Source organism: Nocardia bovistercoris, assembly GCF_015674855.1.
In the GTDB taxonomy this organism is placed as follows: Bacteria; Actinomycetota; Actinomycetes; order Mycobacteriales; family Mycobacteriaceae; genus Nocardia; species Nocardia bovistercoris.
Window position 1 is genome coordinate 81,936 of sequence record NZ_JADMLG010000014.1, and the last position, 16,537, is coordinate 98,472.

Sequence of the window (16,537 nt, forward strand, 5' to 3'; positions counted from 1 at the left end):
TCCGTTACCGGCGTTCATAGTGATCGGATTCATCAAGTGCGGTCGCAGAGGTCGCAAGTCGAGTAAATCGGAGAGGTTGAGCGTATGCACGGACATCGTGAACCGGCCACCGGCCGGACACTGGCAGCTCGCGCGGCGATCGTCGCGGTCGCGGGGGTGGCCCCGGTCCTCGTCCAGTCCGCGGCGAACGCGGCGCCGATCGAGACCGCCGATGTCGGTGTGTCGATCCCGGTCGACGCGCACGTCGGCGCGGTGGCGCCCATCGCCGAGGTCGACCCGGCCGCACCGCTTTCGGTCGCCGCCGAGCGCAACGACCCGACCCGCAAACGGTCGGGAGCCGTGCAGGCTCCGCTGGTCGGCGTCGATCCCGGCACCCTGCACCTGCCGGACTTCTCGGCCCCCGCGGTGGCCCCGATCCAGGCCCCCGAGGGCAAGATCCGGGTCGGCAGCGTGCAGATGGACGCGCCCGAGTGGTTGCCCGCGGATATCACCGCGCAGGTCAACGACGGCGCGGCGGGCGCCGAGGCCTCGTTGGCGCAGACACTCGACTCCGCCGGATTCGATCCGGCCAGGTCCGATCGCATCGCCGCCGAGGTCGTCGGCAAGGCCGCCATCGGCGCATCGGTCGGCTCGACGCTGGTGAGTCCGCTCGCGGGCACGAGCGCCCTGATCGGCGCGGCCACCGGATTCGTCGCGGGCACCCCGTTCGCCCCCGCGGGGTGGGTGGTCGTGACGGCACTCGGCGCAGGCATCGGCTACGGCGTCATCGCGGCGCCCGCCATGCTGGTCGGCGGCGCGGTCGGCGCGGCCGTCGGCGCGGTCGAGGGCTACAACGCGGTGACTCCGTAGGTATACGAGTCGTCGCGTCGAATCCGTCGGGCGGTGCGTGCTCGTGAATTCGACCGGCCGTGGCGTTCGAGCGGTTCGCGTCGACGCTACGGTCGCCCTCGGTCAGCGGACGGATGCGCAGCCCTGCAGGGTCTGGAAGTCGCCCGCGAAGCCGAGGCCGCCGGTGCAGGTCGGCGCGCTCGTGCCGGTAACGGTCACCGTAGCGCCCGGCCCGGCGATGGCCAGCGACAGGCCGGGGCGGACTCCAGTCGCGGTGACGGTCGCGCCGGGGCCGACGGCGATGGCGGCGGGCCCGGACAGCGGCGAGGACGCCGAGGCCGCGGTGCCGCCATTGCTCGCGATGGCGAGTGCGAGGCTGGTGGGGCCCGCGTCGGCGGAGGCGTCGGCGCCGAGTCCGTACGCGGCGGCGGCGCTGCCATCGACGCTGGTAGCCGAACACGACGCGTCGGCGTCGCCGGTCGCTGCGGCGCCCGCCCCGGGGACCGGGCAGGCGGTATTCGTGGCAGCGGCCTGCGGTGCGGTCGCCGACCAGACGGCAAGCGCCGCCGGGAATGCGGCGGCGAGCGCGAACGCGCGGATACGGGTACGTGAGTCGAACATGGCTGCTCCTTGCCGGTGACCGCCGCGCGTGCGATGGGTCGATACGGACCGGCGACGGCGATCACGGAATCGATCGGTGTCGTTGTGGAGGCCGCTCAGGCGCATCCCGGTGCGGCACAACCTCACGGTAGTCGATATTCGATGCAATTTCGATGCACTGCGGTGAAGTGCGTGGATACTGACGACGTGGCGGGCCGGCGCTCGCAGCGGGTGAGCCCGGCGTGGTTGAGCCTGCAAGTGGTGGGCCTGGTATGGGTGAGCTCAGAGCGGGTGGGCGCGGATCGAGGTGGCGTGGGCGCGTAAGGCGGCGGGGAGTTCGGCCAGGTCGACGGTGTCGGCGCGGTGCTCGATGACGCTGTTGTGGACCCAGGCGGCGAGGCTGTAGCCGATGCGGGGGCGGACCGGGGGCGCGGTGTCGGCGGGCGGGTCGATGTCGACGCGCAGGGCGAGTTCGTCGAGCGCGGCGGCGATCTGGGAGCCCGAACCGCTGTGGCGCGCCCGCCACCACAGGTGGCAGCCGGCGGGCCAGGTCAGTTCCACCAGGCAGTCCACCTGCTGGGTCGAATCTGCTCCCGGCCGTGTGACCATCGTCATGCATTGTGGCCCGAATGTCGCGAATCGGTGGGCGACTCGCGGATTTTCCGGCGCGTTCGACCCTCGCGCGCCGGTCCGGTGTCGGCCGCGCGCGAATCAGGGCTATGCAAACGACAATCGTTATCATTAGTATCGTCTCGGCCGGCCGGGAAACGGTCCGGCTTGTCCGAGTGGGGAATCCGAGACGGAGCGAATGTCGTGGCGCATCTGCTGATGATCGAGAGTTGGGTCGGGTCGATGAGCACCCTGCTGCCCCTGGCCATTCGGGAGCGAGGTCACCACTTCAGCTTCCTCACCCGAGATCTCGGGCACTACCTGCGCGCCCGCGACGACGCGAGGCATCCGCTGCTCGGCGCGGCGAACATCCTCACCGTCGAAACCAACGACCCGGCAGCGGTATCGGCGCGACTCGGCGCGCTGCGTCCAGCGCTGCCCTTCGACGGGGTGCTGTCCTCCTGCGACTACTACCTGCCGCTGGTCGCGGCCGTCGCCGCGGAATTCGGGCTGCCGGGGCCCGAGCGCGCCGCGGTCGCCATCGCCTGCGACAAACAGCGCACCCGCGAGGTGTGCGCGGCGGCGGGCGTGCCGGGCCCGCGCTTCGCCGTCGGCGTCCGATGGACGCAATTGAGCGCCGCCGCAACGGAAATCGGCTATCCGCTGGTGGTCAAGCCGGTCGACCTGTGCGCCGGGATGTTCGTGCGCATGGTGCGCGACGCTCAGGAGTTGCGCGACGCGGTCGAACGGATCACCGGCTTCCCGGTCAATGCCCGCGGGCAGGTGCGTGCGCAGGCGATCCTGCTCGAGGAATGCCTCGACGGACCCGAGTACAGCGTCGAGACCGTCACGCACGGCGGGCGGACCGGCGTCGTCGGCGTCACCGACAAGACCGTCGTCGGCGCGCCGTCGTTCATCGAGTCGGGCCACATGTTCCCCGCCGCACTCGATCCCGGCGCGGCGGCCGGGATCGGCGCGGTTGCGGTCGCGGCCGTCGAGGCGATCGGACTCGACGACACGGTCGCGCACACCGAGATCAAGCTGACGCGCGAAGGGCCGAAACTGATCGAGGTGAACCCGAGGCCCGCGGGCAATCGCATCACCGAATTGGTGCGCCGGGTCACCGGAATCGACCTGCCTGCCGTGCACGCCGAGCTGGCCGCGGGCGGCGATCCCGACCTGACACCGGCGGCCACCGGCGTCGGCAGCGCCGCCGTCGCGTTCGCGGTGCCCACCGCAACCGGCACGTTGACGGGGATCACCGGCGACGAGGGGTGGCCCGCGCACCCGGGGATCGTGGACTACGCGCTGCCCGCACCGGGCGCGGCGACGCGGGCCGCGCGGGACAACAACGGCTATCTCGGCCACGTGCTCGTGACCGACCCGAGACCGGGGGCGGCGGGCGCGACCGCCCGCGCGCTGATCGACGGACTGCGTTTCGACCACGTCGCGACGGAATCGGTCCGATGACCCGCGCCACATCCGCGCCGCCGCGCCCGCGCACGGTGGCCGAACTGTCGGCATGGGCGTCCGCCGCCGCACTCGGCCCCGACCCCGCCGACCTCAGGGTCGCGACCGCGTTCCGCACCGTCTACGGCACCCGCCACGTCGGCCGCGCCCGGGCCTACCGCAACGAAGTGCTCAGCGTCCGCGTCGGTGCGGCGGTCGGTTCCTGTGGGGTCGAGGACGGGGCCGGCGATGATCCCGACGGCCGCGTCGATGGCCGCGTCGGTGCGGCGGTCGGTTCCTGTGGGGTCGAGGACGGGGCCGGCGATGATCCCGACGGCCGCGTCGATGGCCGCGTCGGCGCGGCGGTAGGTTCCCGCGGCGTCGAGGACGGGACGGGCGATGTTCGCGACTGTCTCATCGATGACTGCGTCGGCGCGACCGTCGCCGAACTGCTCGACCATCCGCGCACCGCCGTCCGCATCGCCGCGCTCGACGCCTACCTCATGCACTGCGCACCGCATCCGCGAGCGGGCGGGCTGCGCGCGGAGGCGGTGTCGATCGCGGGCGCCACCTCGCTGGCGAAGTCGCGCAGGCGCGCCGAGACCGTGGTCGATCTGCTCGGACTCGGCCACGGCGGCACGGTACTCGTCATCGGCGTCGTCAATTCCTTACTGGCGCAACTACGTTCGCGCGGGTTGCGCTACGTGCCGTGCGACCGGGCCGGGGGACGCACCGAATGGGGTGATCCGGTGTCGACCGAAGCCGGTACGGCGGTCGAGGACTGCGACGCCATGCTCGTCACCGGAATGACGCTGGGCAACGGCACATTCGACGATCTGCGGTCGGCCGCCGTGCGCCGCGGCATCCCGATGGTGATGTTCGCGCAGAGCGGCAGCGCGATACTGCCGTGGTTCGTCGGCGCGGGCGGCGTGCGCGCGGTCTCGGCCGAACCGTATCCGTTCTTCGCCCTGAACGGCGGTCCGAGCACACTGTTCCGCTACCGCGAGGAGGCGTCGTGTTCGCGGTGACCGGAGACGGCGTGCGCGGCCGCCCCGACCTGCTCCGCTTGATCGGCGCGACACCGGTGGTCGCCCTACCCGCCGGACTCGGCCTCGACTACCTGGCGAAACTCGAATCCCACGGCGTCGGCGGCATGAAGGCGCGCGCCGCGGTGGCGATGCTGACGGCCGCCATCGGGCGCGGCGAACTCGCCCCCGAAGCGCCGGTGATCGAATCGACCAGCGGCACACTGGGAGTGGGACTCGCACTGGCGGGCAAGGCGCTCGGGCATCCGACCGTGCTCGTGGTGGACGACGCGCTCGAACCAGAGATGCGCGCCTTGTTCGCGGCTTACGGCGTGCGGCTCGAGGTGGTGACCCGCCCGCATCCGGTCGGCGGCTGGCAGCAGGCCAGGCTGGACCGGCTCGCGGAACTGCTCGCGGCGACCCCCGGCGCGTATTGGCCCGACCAGTACAACAATCCGGACAACGCGCGCGGCTACGCGGGGATGGCGCTCGAGATCGTGCGACAGGTCGAATCGGTGGACGTCCTCGTGGTCTCGGTCGGCACGGGCGGGCATTCCGCCGGACTCGCCGCGGCGCTGCGCCCGCATTGGCCGCGGCTGCGCATCATCGGCGTGGATTCGGTGGGGTCGCGGATCTTCGGGCAGCCCGCGCGTGCGCGGCTGATGCGCGGGCTCGGCAGCAGCATCCTGCCCCGCAATGTCGCCTACGCGACCTTCGACGAGGTGCACTGGGTCGGGCCGACCGAGGCCGCGGCGTCCTGCCGGGAGTTGGCCGGTGCCACCACGATCGCGGGCGGGTGGAGCACCGGCGCGACCGCGTTGGTCGCGGCGTGGGCCGCCCGCCGGGAGCCGAGCGCGCGCGTGCTCACGGTCTTCCCGGACGGACCGATGCGCTACCTGCGCACCATCTACGACGACCGGTGGTGCGCCGAACAAGGCATCGACGGCGCGCCGGTCACGCATCCGGTGGAGATCGGCAGCTCCGAACGGGTGGAGGTGCGCGGGTGGGCGCGCTGTCGCGCCGTCGCCGATCCGCGCACGTGCGAGGTGCCTGCGTGAGACTCGAGCACACGGTGCGGCGGCTGCGATTGCGTGCGCCGCTGCGTATCTCGCGCGGATCCATGAGCGAGCGCGACGCGGTGTGGGTTCGGCTGTCCGACGAATTCGGCAGCGGGCAGGGCGAAGTGGTGACCAGCGCCCGATTCGGCTTGGACGTGGCGGCGGTGCAGCGCGCGCTGGCGCGGGTGGCTTCGTGGCTGGGCGCCGACGGACCCGAACAGCTGCGGACCCGGCTGCCGGAGCTGCGCGCGGCAATGTCCGACGCGCTGCCGGTGGTGGCCGCCGTCGACTGCGCGCTACACGATCTGCTGGCGCGGGCGGCGGGACTGCCGCTCGGCGACTTCCTCGGTGTGCCACAGCGTGATTCGACGCCGACCGCTTACACCCTGGGCATCATGCCGCCCGACGACGCCGTCGCGATGGCGGTTGACGCGGCGGCCGCAGGCTTCACGGTACTGAAAATAAAAGCGGGACTGCCCGATTCGACCGAGGACATCGACCGGGTCCGCGCGGTGCGCGCCGCGACGCCCGGCGTCGAATTGCTGCTCGACCCGAACGGCGCGTGGGACGCGGACACCGCGACGGCGGTATTGCGTGCGCTCGACGGCGTCGTGGCCGCGGTCGAGCAGCCGGTCGCGGCCGCGCGACCCGAGGAACTCGCGCGCGTGGTCGCCGCGGTGGGGGTGCCGGTGATCGCCGACGAATCCGCCGCGACCGAGGCCGATCTGCGCCGTCTACCCGCCGCAATCGCGGGCGTGAACGTCAAACTCGCCGAATGCGGCGGACTCGACGCCGCGCTGTCCATGATCGCTGCGGCGGCCGAGGCGGGGATGGCGACCATGCTCGGCTGCCAGGTCGGGTCCTCGCTCGGGATCGCGCCCTCGGTGCACCTGACCGGACTCGCCCGGTGGGTCGACCTCGACGGGCACCTGCTGCTGGCCGAGGACCCGTGGCACGGGCTCGGCGGCCACGACGGCCTGCTGCGTCGCCCGACCGGACCCGGACTGGGCGTGGTCGCCCGATGACCACCGCGCGTTCCTTCCTGTCCTTCCCACCGTCGGTGCGGTTGCTCCTGGTCAACCAATTGGCCGGCAATACCGGTTTCTACCTGCTGATTCCCTTCCTCGCCGACTATCTGCTCACCGATCTCGGCCTCTCGGCCGCCGTGGTCGGAACCGTGCTGGGCGTGCGCAATCTCAGCCAGCAGGGCCTGTTCCTGGTCGGCGGTTCGGCCGCGGACCGGCTCGGCGCGCGCGGGGTGATCGTCATCGGCGCCGGGGTGCGCGCGGCGGGCTTCGCCCTGTTCGCGGTGGGCGGTTCGGTGCCGATCGTGCTGCTGGCCTCGATACTCACCGGATTCGCTGGAGCGCTGTTCAATCCGGCCGTGCGCGCCTATATCGCGCGCGACAGCGAGGACCGCGCCGCCGAGGCGTTCGCGCTGTTCACGGTATTCGGCAATGTCGGGTCCGCACTCGGGCCGGTGCTCGGAACCGCGTTGGCGGCGGCGGGATTCCGGATCACCGCGCTCGTCGCGGCGGGCATCTTCGGCGCGCTCACCCTCGCCCAGCTCGTCCTGCTGCCCGCGCGCCCGGCGCCACCACACGCCACCGGTGTATTCGGCGACTTCGCACGGGTTTTCACCCATCGCGCGTTCTGGGCGTTCGCGTTCGCCCTCATGGGCATGTTCGCGTTGCAGAGCCAGATCTATTTCCTGTTCACGATGCAGGCCGAGCGCGCCGCGGGCTCGGCGGGCGCGGCGGCGGTGGCCGCGCTGTTCGTGGCCGAGACCGCGGTCATCCTGCTGTTCCAGGTCCGCATCACCCGCCTGTTCGCGGCCCGCCCGACGCGCGGCCCGGCCATGGCGACCGGAATGGCTGTCATGGGCGCGTCGTTCGTCCTTCCACCCGCCGCCGCGACCCTGATCGAGTCCGAGGCGGCGCCGCGCGCGGTGCGGGTCGCACCGGTGGTACTCGCGGCGATCGGTCTCGCGGTCGGCGTCATGATCACCCAGCCCTTCGTCAACGAACTGATCCCGCGCTTCGCCGGAACCCGGCTGACCGGAACCTATTTCGGCGCCTTCTACCTCGCATCCGGCATCTTCACGGTCACCATGACGACTTGTGGCGGCGCCCTCGTCGACCGCGGCGGCTCGCCCTTGTCCTGGCCTCCCGCCCTACTGTGCGCGGCCACCGGGCTGCTCTCCGCCGCCGCGGTATCGGCACTGCACCGCAGCGGGCTGCTCCCCGAAGGCGGAGCGGCCGCGACGAGTTCACCGAAAGACACGTCGGCGCCACCTGTTCCAGGGCTCGGCGCGTCCGCCGCGGCTGTGCCGTCGAGTGACGCATCGGTGGGCGGTGTCGCGGCAAGCGACGCTTCGGCGGGGGAGGTCGAGGTTCGGGACGTCGCGGCGGAGGCCATCGGCGAGGTTCGACGGGGGACGCGCCGGTGAGAAGCGTCGCGACGCGGAGTGCCGCCGCCGTGGACGCCGCAGGCGATATCGCGGTGCGTGGCGCGCCGAGCGCGGCGAAGGACGGTTGTGATGAAGGGCAGGACGATCGATGACACGCTCGGACAGCGGGCCGGAACTCGTGGGTGAGAATCTGCTCACCGACAACCCGGCGCTCTACGAACACGCCTTTCCCGACACCGGGGAGCGCAATGCGCGCTTCGTCCGCGATCTGGTCGAACGTTTCGCTGAACCATCAGGTCGACGCGCGCTGCTCGATGTGGGGTGCGGTACCGGCCGCGATGCCGCGCGACTCGCCGCGTCCGGGTACGCGGTCACCGCCGTCGATATCTCCGAGCGGATGATCGCCTACGCTCGTGCGCACCGTCCCGGCGTGCGTTTCGAGGTCGGGGACGCGCGCACCGTGCGCACGCCCGTCGCGGTCGACGTCGTTACCTGTCTGGGCAGTACGCTGCTGCATCTGCACGACGACTCCGACATCGTCGCCGCGCTCACGAGTTTCGCGCGGTGCCTACGACCCGGCGGTCTGCTGATCCTCGAAATGCGCAGCGGCGCCTTCCTGCTCACCGAGCGGGGTCGTCGCGAACTGCTGGCCGCGGAATCGGTGCGGCGAGTCGAATGGGAATCGCGCACTTACACGGCCCGTACCGCGCTGCGACTCGACCTGCCCGAGCAGTTGTTGCGTCGACAGCGCGCCTGGACCTGGGACGGGTGCGCCGCGCCGATCGAGGAGCGCACCGCCTGGCGGCTGCTGTTCCCGCGCGAACTGCGATACCTGTTGCGGCTCGGCGGATTCGAGACGCTCGCACTGTTCGACGCGCCGGGTCCGCTCACCGAGCCGCCGTGGCCGGGTGCCGGGAAACTGGCGACGGATCTGGTGGGGGACCGACTGCACGTGGTCGCGCGGCGGGTGCGGTCGTGATCGCGGTCGAGTCGGTGAGTTTCGGGTACGGCGGCGCCGTCGTGCTCGACGGGGTGGGGCTGGTGGCCGAATCCGGTGACACCGTGGGGCTGATCGGTCCCAACGGTTCCGGGAAGTCGACGGTGTTGCGGCTGATCTATCGCGCGCTGCGTCCGCACGACGGCACTGTGGCGATCGACGGCAGGCCGGTGCGCGGGCTGCGCGGTCGCGCGCTCGCGGCCCGGCTGGCCGTGGTCGTGCAGGAATCGCCCGCCGAGACACCGGTCACGGTCGCGGAGACGGTGCTGCTCGGCCGTGCGCCGTGGGCGGGCGCGGTGCGCGGATACACCCGCGAGGACCGGGTGCGGGCCGCGGCGGCGCTGGAACGGGTCGGTGCGCGGCATCTGGCCGACCGCGGATTCGCCGAACTGTCCGGCGGCGAACGGCAGCGCGTGCTGATCGCTCGCGCGCTGGCCCAGTGCGCCGACCATGTGCTGCTCGACGAGCCGACCAACCATCTCGACGTCCGGTATCAGCACGAACTGCTGGCACTGGTCCGCGGACTCGACGCCACCTCGATCGTCGTGCTGCACGACCTCAATCTGGCGGCGCGGTACTGCGACCGACTGGTCCTGCTCGACCGAGGGCGAGTGGTCGCGGCGGGATCCGTGGAAGACGTGCTCACCCCAGAACTCCTCGAACCGGTCTATCAGGTGACCGTGCGGCGCGTCGAAGCCTTCGGCGCGGTCCAACTGCTGTTCGGTCCGCGCGAGCCCGCGGCGGTGGCCTCGTGACCTCGATACGCGAACAGGTGGCGATCGACGACCTCGGGCACAACCGCCACCGGTGGGCGACCTTGCTGTGGCTCGGCGGCTCTGGTTGCGCGCTCGCCGTGGTGATGGTGGTGGCGATCGGCTCCGGTCCGGTCGCGGTCTCGCCGGGCGTGGTCGCGCGCGTCGTCGGCCATCACGTCCTCGGTCTGCCCGCGCGCCCGGACTGGACCGCCGCGCAGGACGCCATCGTGTGGCTCGTCCGCGCGCCGCGCGTGGTGCTCGGCGCACTCGTGGGCGCGGCGCTGGCCGCCTCGGGCGCGGTGCTACAGACCCTCGTGCGCAATGTGCTCGCCGATCCGCACATCCTCGGCGTCACCTCGGGCGCCTCCACCGGCGCGGCGGCCTCACTGCTGTTCGGCGCGGCGGCCTCCGCGGCCACGCTCGCGACCAGCGCGTTCGCCGGTGCGCTCGGGGCGACCGTGCTGCTGTATCTGGTCGCGCGGGTCGACGGGCAGATGACCTCGCTGCGGTTGCTGCTCGGCGGTGTCACCATCGGCTATATCGGTTCCGCGGCAACGAGTTTCCTCGTCTTCGCCTCCGACACCCCCGAAGGCGCGCGTGCCGTGCTGTTCTGGCTGCTCGGTTCACTGGCGTCGGCGGCGTGGTCCTCGGTCGCGATCACCGCGCTGGTCACCCTCGGCTCTCTGCTCGGATTACTCGCGCTGGCAACCCGATTCGACGCGCTCGCGGCGGGTGACGACACCGCGCGCACGCTCGGCCTGCGTCCAGGGCGGTTGCGCATGCTCGCGCTGGCCGTGGTCGCTTTGTGCGTCGGCGCGGTCGTCGCCGTCGCGGGCGCCGTCGGATTCGTCGGCCTGGTCGTCCCCCATGTGGCGCGGCTGTGCGTCGGCGGCGGCCATCGGCGGCTGATCCCGCTCTCGGCGCTGTTCGGCGCGCTGTTCCTGGTGAGCGCGGATGTGGTGGCGCGCATCGCGTTCGCGCCGCGTGAACTGCCGCTCGGCATCGTCACCGCCGTCGTCGGAGCGCCGTTGCTGCTCCTGCTGATTCGGCGTTCGTCTCGCAACGTCCTGTGAAACCCCTTTGGAAAGGACCGATCTCGTGACCAATGGTGCCCATCACCCACCGCGCCTCGTCGTCGGCGCGCTGCTGCTCGCCGCGGCGACCCTCACCGCCTGCGGCGCGTCCGACACCGCGGCCTCCGTCGCGACCGACGGCTTTCCGCTCACCGTCTCCAGTTGTGGCCGCGACGTGCGATTCGACAGCCCGCCACAGCGTGTGGTGACCGTCGGCTCGATCGCGGCCCCTTTGGTGGCGGCGGCGGGCGCACCCGACCGCATCGTGACCCGCACCTTCGAGACCGCGCCGTTCCCCGGCGAATACGCCGACGCCCTGCGCGGCGCGGAGATCATCGCCCCCACCGCGGAATTGGCCCGCGAGGAGATCATCGCCCGCACCCCGGATCTGGTGGTGAGCTTCGAAGGCGCCGCGATCAGCGCCGACGATCTCGCCGCCGCGCGAATCCCGTTGCTGGTCACCAGGGGATACTGCAAACAGGCGAGCGGATCCTACGACGACGTCTTCGCCGACATCGAACTCTACGGCCGCCTGTTCGGCACCGCCGAATCCGCGCGCGCCTCGGTACAGGCACTGCGGCACCGGGTTTCGGCGGTCGCCGCACGCCACGACACCGGCGCGCCCCGACGCAGAGCGGCCGCGCTGATCATCTCCCGCGACGGCACGAAAGTGAACGCCTACGGCAGCACGAGCACCGTCGACGCCCAGATGCGCATGCTCGGCCTGGACAACATCTTCGGCGACGTCGCCAAACGCAGCTTCGAGTCGAACACCGAAACCCTCATCGCCCGCGACCCCGAGGTGATCATCCTCCTCACCCAGGGCGACCAGACCCCGCAGTCCGCCCGCACCGCCCTGCGCGCCCGCCCCGAACTCGCCCCGATCGCCGCGATAGGCGCCGACCGCATAGTCGCGGTCCCCTTCGGCTACACGGGCCCCGGCCCCGTCGCGGTGCAGGGCCTCGAGGTACTCGACACCGAACTCGCAGCGCTGCGCTGACCGACACGAAGATGACCGACACGGCCGATTCGGTCCTGCGCGCGGTTACGACTTCGTGTCGTGACGCTTTCCGGGCAGCGCGAAGCCCGCCCTTCGCTTAGATTCCCAAACGGGCGGTGACGCCCTGGTTTCGTCGAACCGAAATGTGGAGGGCTGCTGTGGCTGTTCGAACGGTGCTCGGCGGGCGAGCCCTGCGGGCGATGTGTGTACTGGTCGGCGGTGCCCTCGTGCTCGCCGGTTGTAGCAACAACACCGAGGAATCCGGCCCCGCCGTGCCGAAGGTTTCGGTGGACAAGGTCGACGCCATCGCGGCGACCGTGCCGGACAAGATCCGGCAGTCCGGCAAGCTGGTGGTCGGCGTGAACATCCCCTACCAGCCCAACGAGTACAAGGACGCGAGCGGCAAGATCGTCGGATTCGACGTCGATCTCATGGACGCCGTCGGCGCGGTGCTCGGCGTGCGCGTCGACTACGTGGAATCCGCGTTCGAGAAGATCATCCCCGCGATCCAGGCGGGCACCTACGACGTCGGCATGTCCTCGATCACCGATTCCAAGGAACGGCAACAGCAGGTCGATTTCACCGACTACTTCAAGGCGGGCATCCAGTGGGCCCAGCAGTCCGGTAAGCCGGTCGACCCGGGCAATGCCTGCGGCAAGAAGGTCGCCGTGCAGGCCACCACGGTGGAGCACACTGACGAGGTGCCGGCCAAGAGCGAGAAATGCGTGGCCGAGGGCAAACCCGCGATCGACATCAAACCCTTCGACGAGCAGAGCGCGGCCACCAACGCGCTGGTCCTCGGCCAGGTCGACGCCATGTCCGCCGACTCGCCGGTGACGGCGTATGCGATCAAGCAGAGCGGCGGCGTCATCGAATCCGCCGGTCCGGTCTTCGATTCCGCGCCCTACGGCTGGGCGGTGCCGAAGAGTTCGCCGCTGGCCGCCGTCCTGCAGGCCGCGTTGAACCACCTCATCGCCAACGGCCAGTACCGAACCATCACGCAGAACTGGGGTGTGCAGGAGGGCGCGGTCAGCGCGGCGGTCATCAACGGCGCCGAGCGCTGAGTCGTGTCGGATCCGGTCGCCGAGCCCGCCGAACCGATCCGCGCGGTCCCGCTGCGCCGCCCTGGCCGGTGGATCGCGGCGGCGGTCATCCTGGTCCTGCTCGGCCTGTTCCTCTACGGCGCGGCGACCAACGACGCCTACCGGTGGGGGACCTACGGGCGCTACCTCTTCGACACCCGCATCCTCGCGGGGGCGGCGATCACCCTCGAGCTGACGGTGATCGCGATGGCCATCGCCGTCGCGCTCGGCACGGTGCTCGCCGTCATGCGGCTGTCGCCGAATCCGGTGCTGCGCGCCGCGGCGTGGGTCTACCTGTGGATCTTCCGAGGCACCCCGGTCTACGTGCAGTTGGTGTTCTGGGGGCTGTTCCCGTCGCTGTACAAGCAGATCGTGCTCGGCGTCCCGTTCGGCCCGCAGTTCTTCCACCTCGACGTGCAGAACCTCCAGGCCGCGTTCGCCTTCGCGGCCATCGGGCTCGGCCTCAACGAGGCGGCCTACATGGCCGAGATCGTCCGCGCGGGCATCAATTCGGTCGGCGAGGGCCAGCGGGAAGCGTCGATCGCGCTCGGCATGTCGTGGGGGCAGACGATGCGCAGAACCGTGCTGCCGCAGGCGATGCGGGTGATCATCCCGCCGACCGGCAACGAATTGATCGGCATGCTCAAGACGACGTCGCTGGTCACCGCGATCCCGCTCACGACCGACCTCTTCGGCCGCGCCCGCGATATCTACGGCGTGAATTTCCAGCCGATTCCGCTGCTCATGGTCACCGCGACCTGGTATCTGGCGATAACCAGCGTGCTGATGGTCGGCCAGTACTACCTGGAGCGGTATTACTCGCGCGGCGTCTCGCGGCAGCTGACCGCACGGCAATTGCGGGAATTGGCGGCCGCGCGAACGGCGGTGACGCCGAAATGAATCCGGCACTCGACAAAGCGGTTGATCCGCCGATGATTCTCGCCGACCGGGTGTGCAAGAGTTTCGGCGCGCTGCGGGTGCTGGAGGGTATCTCGCTGGAGGTCGCGCGGGGTGAGGTGCTGTGCCTGATCGGGCCGTCCGGATCGGGTAAATCCACCTTCCTGCGCTGTATCAACCATCTCGAGAAGATCGACGCGGGACGGTTGTACGTGGACGGCGAACTCGTCGGCTACCGGCAGCAGGGCGACAAACTCTACGAATTGCATCCCCGCGACGCCGCGCGGCAGCGTCGCGATATCGGCATGGTGTTCCAGCATTTCAATCTGTTCCCGCACCGGACCGCTCTGGAGAATATCGTCGAGGCGCCCGTGCAGGTCAAGAAGATCCGGCGCTCGCAGGCCGTGGAACGCGCCCACGAATTGTTGCGGCGGGTCGGGATGGCCGACAAGGCGACCGCGTATCCGGCGCAGCTGTCCGGCGGTCAGCAGCAGCGCGTCGCCATCGCGAGGGCGTTGGCGATGGACCCGAAACTCATGCTGTTCGACGAGCCGACTTCGGCTCTGGACCCGGAACTGGTCGGCGAGGTGCTCGGTGTGATGCGGGAATTGGCGGGGGAGGGAATGACGATGATCGTGGTGACCCACGAAATGGGATTCGCCCGCGAAGTCGCCGATCGGCTGGTTTTCATGGACGGCGGTGTCGTCGTCGAATCCGGTGTGCCCACAGAGGTGTTGACCGATCCCGCGCACGAGCGCACCAAGGCATTCCTGTCCCGGCTACTGTAGATCTGCCGCGGCGCGCGGATCTCACCGTTCCGCCGCGGATTCCGCTTCGGTGTGGTCGCGTCCGGTGTATCGGCGGACGAATCGCACGACCGGGCCCGCGAAGATTCCCGACAGTCGCGTGTAGGGCCAGATTGCCACGATGAGCATGAGAATCGCCCCGCGCGCCTGATAGATGACCGGGGCTTGCGCTATGGCGTCGGCATTCGGGTGCGTGCTGGGCAGCGAACGGATCCAGGCGTACAGGGTTTCGGCCGTGCGGTAGCGATTCCCGGCGGAATTCGGGTCGAAGCGCATCGCGATACCGGAGAACAGTGCCGCGATCAGCACCGGCACCGTGATGCGGTCGAGCGGGGTGACGGGCCGGGACGCGCCGATCAGGTCGGGCAGCAACAACAGCACCCCGCCGACGCCGGTGAGCACGCCGCCGATGCCCTCGACGGTGATCATGATCGCGAAAGCGGGGCCGGTCAGCCTGCTGTCGTGGCCTGCGGTCGCCAGGTCGACCAGGCGCGCGGCGAGCACGAGAGTGAATCCGATCCGTAGCGCGAGCAGTGCGAGCCGGTGCGTGCGAGCGGCGTCGGGCGCCACGGTGAAGCCGCGGAAGCGGTCGCGGCGGTATCGCCACACGTGACCGGTCACGAACGAGGCCGCCGCCAGGTACGGAAGCAGGATCCACAACACGGCGGGCATCGGGCGATATCACTTTCGGTAGGTCGAACGGCCGCCCCACTGTGGCAGGAACAGGGCACGACGCACAGAGCCTAACGGCAGCTACCGATGAGTAGGCATGGGTGGTGTGACCGGGCGATGTCGCCGATTCGTGACCCGCTCGCCCCTTGCGGGCATGCGGGCCTGCGCTATCGTAGTGATATCACCTTGATACCGGGAGGATGTCATGAAGCTCAGGTCCGCCTTCCATGTCAACGGCTTTCTGGTGCTGTTGGCGTGGTTGGTCCTCACTCTCTTCTTCGGCGGGGCGGCCGCGCTCGGCTTCGTCGCCGCGGCCGACGGGGGCAATCCGCCCGCGCTGATCGCCGCGATCGTCGCGACGGTGCTCGTCGTCGTGCTGCTACTGCTTGCGACCGGGCTGACGGTGGTCGATCCGAACGAGGCGAAGGTGGTGCAGTTCTTCGGCCGCTATGTCGGCTCGGTGAGCGAACCCGGCTTCTTCTCGGTGGTTCCGCTGTCGGACCGCAAGAGCATCTCGCTGCGGGTGCGCAACTTCGAGACCCAGAAACTCAAGGTCAACGATGCCGACGGCAATCCGGTCGAGATCGCCGCGGTGGTGGTCTACCGGGTGGTCGACAGCTTCAAGGCCGCCTTCGCCGTCGACGACTACGAGGAGTACGTGGAGACCCAGTCCGAGGCTGCCGTGCGGCATCTGGCCACCTCGCACCCCTACGACGCGCACGACGCCGAGCGCACCAGCCTGCGCGACGGCGCCGAGGTCGCCGAGGAACTCACCGTCGAACTGCGTGAGCGCACCGAGACGGCGGGCGTCGAGGTGCTCGAGGCCCGCATCACCCACCTGGCCTACGCGCCGGAGATCGCCCAGGCCATGCTGGTGCGCCAGCAGGCGGCGCAGGTGGTGGCGGCACGCACGCACATCGTGGAGGGCGCGGTCGGTATGGTCGGTCTCGCGCTGGACCGGCTCACCGCACAGGGGGTCGTCGAACTCGATGAGGAACGAAGGGCCGCAATGGTTTCCAATCTGCTCGTGGTGTTGTGCGGCGACCGCGCGACCCAGCCCGTCGTCAACGCCGGCACGCTCTACAACTGAGCCGATCCCATGGTCGAACGCAAGAAGCTGCTGCTGCGCCTCGACCCGGCCGTCCACGAGGCCATGGCCAAGTGGGCGGCCGATGATCTGCGCAGTATCAACGCCCAGATCGAATACGCGCTGCGATTGGCCCTCGAACAGGTGGGTCGACGGCCAACCCGCTCCGGAGACGACTCGGCGGCGTGA

18 protein-coding genes are annotated in these 16,537 nt (G+C 70.5%); 15 read left to right on the forward strand and 3 right to left on the reverse strand.

Features of this window, described 5'->3' with window-relative positions; translation table 11 throughout:
- The first annotated feature begins 84 nt into the window (after positions 1-84).
- Complete coding sequence (locus IT779_RS28510) at positions 85-849, forward strand: hypothetical protein (RefSeq protein ID WP_196152533.1); 765 nt, start codon at positions 85-87, stop codon at positions 847-849.
- Between the two features lie 102 nt (positions 850-951).
- On the opposite strand, the gene IT779_RS28515 is transcribed toward IT779_RS28510, so the two are convergent.
- Both IT779_RS28515 and IT779_RS28520 read right to left on the reverse strand, forming a co-directional pair.
- On the reverse strand, positions 952-1,449 hold the full coding sequence (locus IT779_RS28515; RefSeq protein ID WP_196152534.1) for a DUF6764 family protein: 498 nt from the start codon (positions 1,447-1,449) through the stop codon (positions 952-954).
- A gap of 261 nt (positions 1,450-1,710) precedes the next feature.
- Positions 1,711-2,037, reverse strand: a complete 327-nt coding sequence (locus IT779_RS28520) for a hypothetical protein (RefSeq protein WP_196152535.1) — start codon at positions 2,035-2,037, stop codon at positions 1,711-1,713.
- A 204-nt stretch (positions 2,038-2,241) separates the two neighbouring features.
- Between IT779_RS28520 and IT779_RS28525 the strand changes: the two genes are divergently transcribed.
- The 12 genes from IT779_RS28525 (at position 2,242) to IT779_RS28575 (ending at position 14,571) form a co-directional block, all read left to right on the forward strand.
- Positions 2,242-3,507, forward strand: a complete 1,266-nt coding sequence (locus tag IT779_RS28525) for an ATP-grasp domain-containing protein (RefSeq protein ID WP_196152536.1) — start codon at positions 2,242-2,244, stop codon at positions 3,505-3,507.
- Complete coding sequence (locus tag IT779_RS28530; protein ID WP_196152537.1) at positions 3,504-4,514, forward strand: Rossmann-like domain-containing protein; 1,011 nt, start codon at positions 3,504-3,506, stop codon at positions 4,512-4,514. Before IT779_RS28525 ends, IT779_RS28530 begins: the two co-directional genes overlap by 4 nt.
- On the forward strand, positions 4,502-5,569 hold the full coding sequence (locus tag IT779_RS28535; RefSeq protein ID WP_332839013.1) for a PLP-dependent cysteine synthase family protein: 1,068 nt from the start codon (positions 4,502-4,504) through the stop codon (positions 5,567-5,569). The genes IT779_RS28530 and IT779_RS28535 overlap by 13 nt, the downstream gene beginning before the upstream one ends.
- On the forward strand, positions 5,566-6,594 hold the full coding sequence (locus tag IT779_RS37270) for an enolase C-terminal domain-like protein (protein WP_198429030.1): 1,029 nt from the start codon (positions 5,566-5,568) through the stop codon (positions 6,592-6,594). The genes IT779_RS28535 and IT779_RS37270 overlap by 4 nt, the downstream gene beginning before the upstream one ends.
- The gene (locus IT779_RS28540; RefSeq protein WP_198429031.1) at positions 6,591-8,018 is read left to right on the forward strand and encodes an MFS transporter; all 1,428 of its coding nucleotides are present in this window, start codon (positions 6,591-6,593) and stop codon (positions 8,016-8,018) included. The genes IT779_RS37270 and IT779_RS28540 overlap by 4 nt, the downstream gene beginning before the upstream one ends.
- Before the next feature lie 109 nt (positions 8,019-8,127).
- Positions 8,128-8,958, forward strand: a complete 831-nt coding sequence (locus tag IT779_RS38160; RefSeq protein WP_196152539.1) for a class I SAM-dependent methyltransferase — start codon at positions 8,128-8,130, stop codon at positions 8,956-8,958.
- Positions 8,955-9,731: an ABC transporter ATP-binding protein gene (locus IT779_RS38165; RefSeq protein WP_196152540.1), complete on the forward strand. Its 777-nt coding sequence runs from the start codon at positions 8,955-8,957 to the stop codon at positions 9,729-9,731. Before IT779_RS38160 ends, IT779_RS38165 begins: the two co-directional genes overlap by 4 nt.
- On the forward strand, positions 9,728-10,804 hold the full coding sequence (locus tag IT779_RS28555; RefSeq protein WP_332839014.1) for a FecCD family ABC transporter permease: 1,077 nt from the start codon (positions 9,728-9,730) through the stop codon (positions 10,802-10,804). The genes IT779_RS38165 and IT779_RS28555 overlap by 4 nt, the downstream gene beginning before the upstream one ends.
- Positions 10,805-10,829: 25 nt before the next feature.
- A complete protein-coding gene (locus IT779_RS28560) occupies positions 10,830-11,804 on the forward strand; it encodes an ABC transporter substrate-binding protein (RefSeq protein WP_196152541.1) in 975 nt (324 codons plus the stop codon).
- A gap of 143 nt (positions 11,805-11,947) precedes the next feature.
- Complete coding sequence (locus IT779_RS28565; protein ID WP_196152542.1) at positions 11,948-12,868, forward strand: ABC transporter substrate-binding protein; 921 nt, start codon at positions 11,948-11,950, stop codon at positions 12,866-12,868.
- A gap of 3 nt (positions 12,869-12,871) precedes the next feature.
- Entirely contained in the window at positions 12,872-13,786 is a 915-nt protein-coding gene (locus IT779_RS28570; RefSeq protein ID WP_196152543.1) for an amino acid ABC transporter permease, read from the forward strand.
- Positions 13,783-14,571: an amino acid ABC transporter ATP-binding protein gene (locus IT779_RS28575; RefSeq protein ID WP_269781662.1), complete on the forward strand. Its 789-nt coding sequence runs from the start codon at positions 13,783-13,785 to the stop codon at positions 14,569-14,571. Before IT779_RS28570 ends, IT779_RS28575 begins: the two co-directional genes overlap by 4 nt.
- A gap of 21 nt (positions 14,572-14,592) precedes the next feature.
- Here IT779_RS28575 and IT779_RS28580 read toward each other — a convergent pair whose 3' ends face one another.
- Positions 14,593-15,261, reverse strand: coding sequence for a respiratory nitrate reductase subunit gamma (locus tag IT779_RS28580; RefSeq protein ID WP_196152544.1), 669 nt, complete (start codon positions 15,259-15,261; stop codon positions 14,593-14,595).
- Positions 15,262-15,466: 205 nt separating this feature from the next.
- Here IT779_RS28580 and IT779_RS28585 point away from each other — a divergent pair, with 205 nt between their 5' ends.
- Both IT779_RS28585 and IT779_RS28590 read left to right on the forward strand, forming a co-directional pair.
- The gene (locus tag IT779_RS28585) at positions 15,467-16,351 is read left to right on the forward strand and encodes an SPFH domain-containing protein (RefSeq protein WP_196152545.1); all 885 of its coding nucleotides are present in this window, start codon (positions 15,467-15,469) and stop codon (positions 16,349-16,351) included.
- Between the two features lie 9 nt (positions 16,352-16,360).
- A complete protein-coding gene (locus IT779_RS28590; RefSeq protein WP_196152546.1) occupies positions 16,361-16,537 on the forward strand; it encodes a hypothetical protein in 177 nt (58 codons plus the stop codon).

What these genes read in the sequence shown, in the direction of transcription:
- IT779_RS28510 (WP_196152533.1), top strand. Translation starts at nt 85, where the DNA reads ATGCACGGACATCGTGAACCGGCCACCGGCCGGACACTGGCAGCTCGC.
- IT779_RS28515 (WP_196152534.1), bottom strand. Translation starts at nt 1,449, where the DNA reads ATGTTCGACTCACGTACCCGTATCCGCGCGTTCGCGCTCGCCGCCGCA.
- IT779_RS28520 (WP_196152535.1), bottom strand. Translation starts at nt 2,037, where the DNA reads ATGGTCACACGGCCGGGAGCAGATTCGACCCAGCAGGTGGACTGCCTG.
- IT779_RS28530 (WP_196152537.1), top strand. Translation starts at nt 3,504, where the DNA reads ATGACCCGCGCCACATCCGCGCCGCCGCGCCCGCGCACGGTGGCCGAA.
- IT779_RS28540 (WP_198429031.1), top strand. Translation starts at nt 6,591, where the DNA reads ATGACCACCGCGCGTTCCTTCCTGTCCTTCCCACCGTCGGTGCGGTTG.
- IT779_RS38160 (WP_196152539.1), top strand. Translation starts at nt 8,128, where the DNA reads ATGACACGCTCGGACAGCGGGCCGGAACTCGTGGGTGAGAATCTGCTC.
- IT779_RS28565 (WP_196152542.1), top strand. Translation starts at nt 11,948, where the DNA reads ATGTGGAGGGCTGCTGTGGCTGTTCGAACGGTGCTCGGCGGGCGAGCC.
- IT779_RS28575 (WP_269781662.1), top strand. Translation starts at nt 13,783, where the DNA reads ATGAATCCGGCACTCGACAAAGCGGTTGATCCGCCGATGATTCTCGCC.
- IT779_RS28580 (WP_196152544.1), bottom strand. Translation starts at nt 15,261, where the DNA reads ATGCCCGCCGTGTTGTGGATCCTGCTTCCGTACCTGGCGGCGGCCTCG.
- IT779_RS28585 (WP_196152545.1), top strand. Translation starts at nt 15,467, where the DNA reads ATGAAGCTCAGGTCCGCCTTCCATGTCAACGGCTTTCTGGTGCTGTTG.
- IT779_RS28590 (WP_196152546.1), top strand. Translation starts at nt 16,361, where the DNA reads ATGGTCGAACGCAAGAAGCTGCTGCTGCGCCTCGACCCGGCCGTCCAC.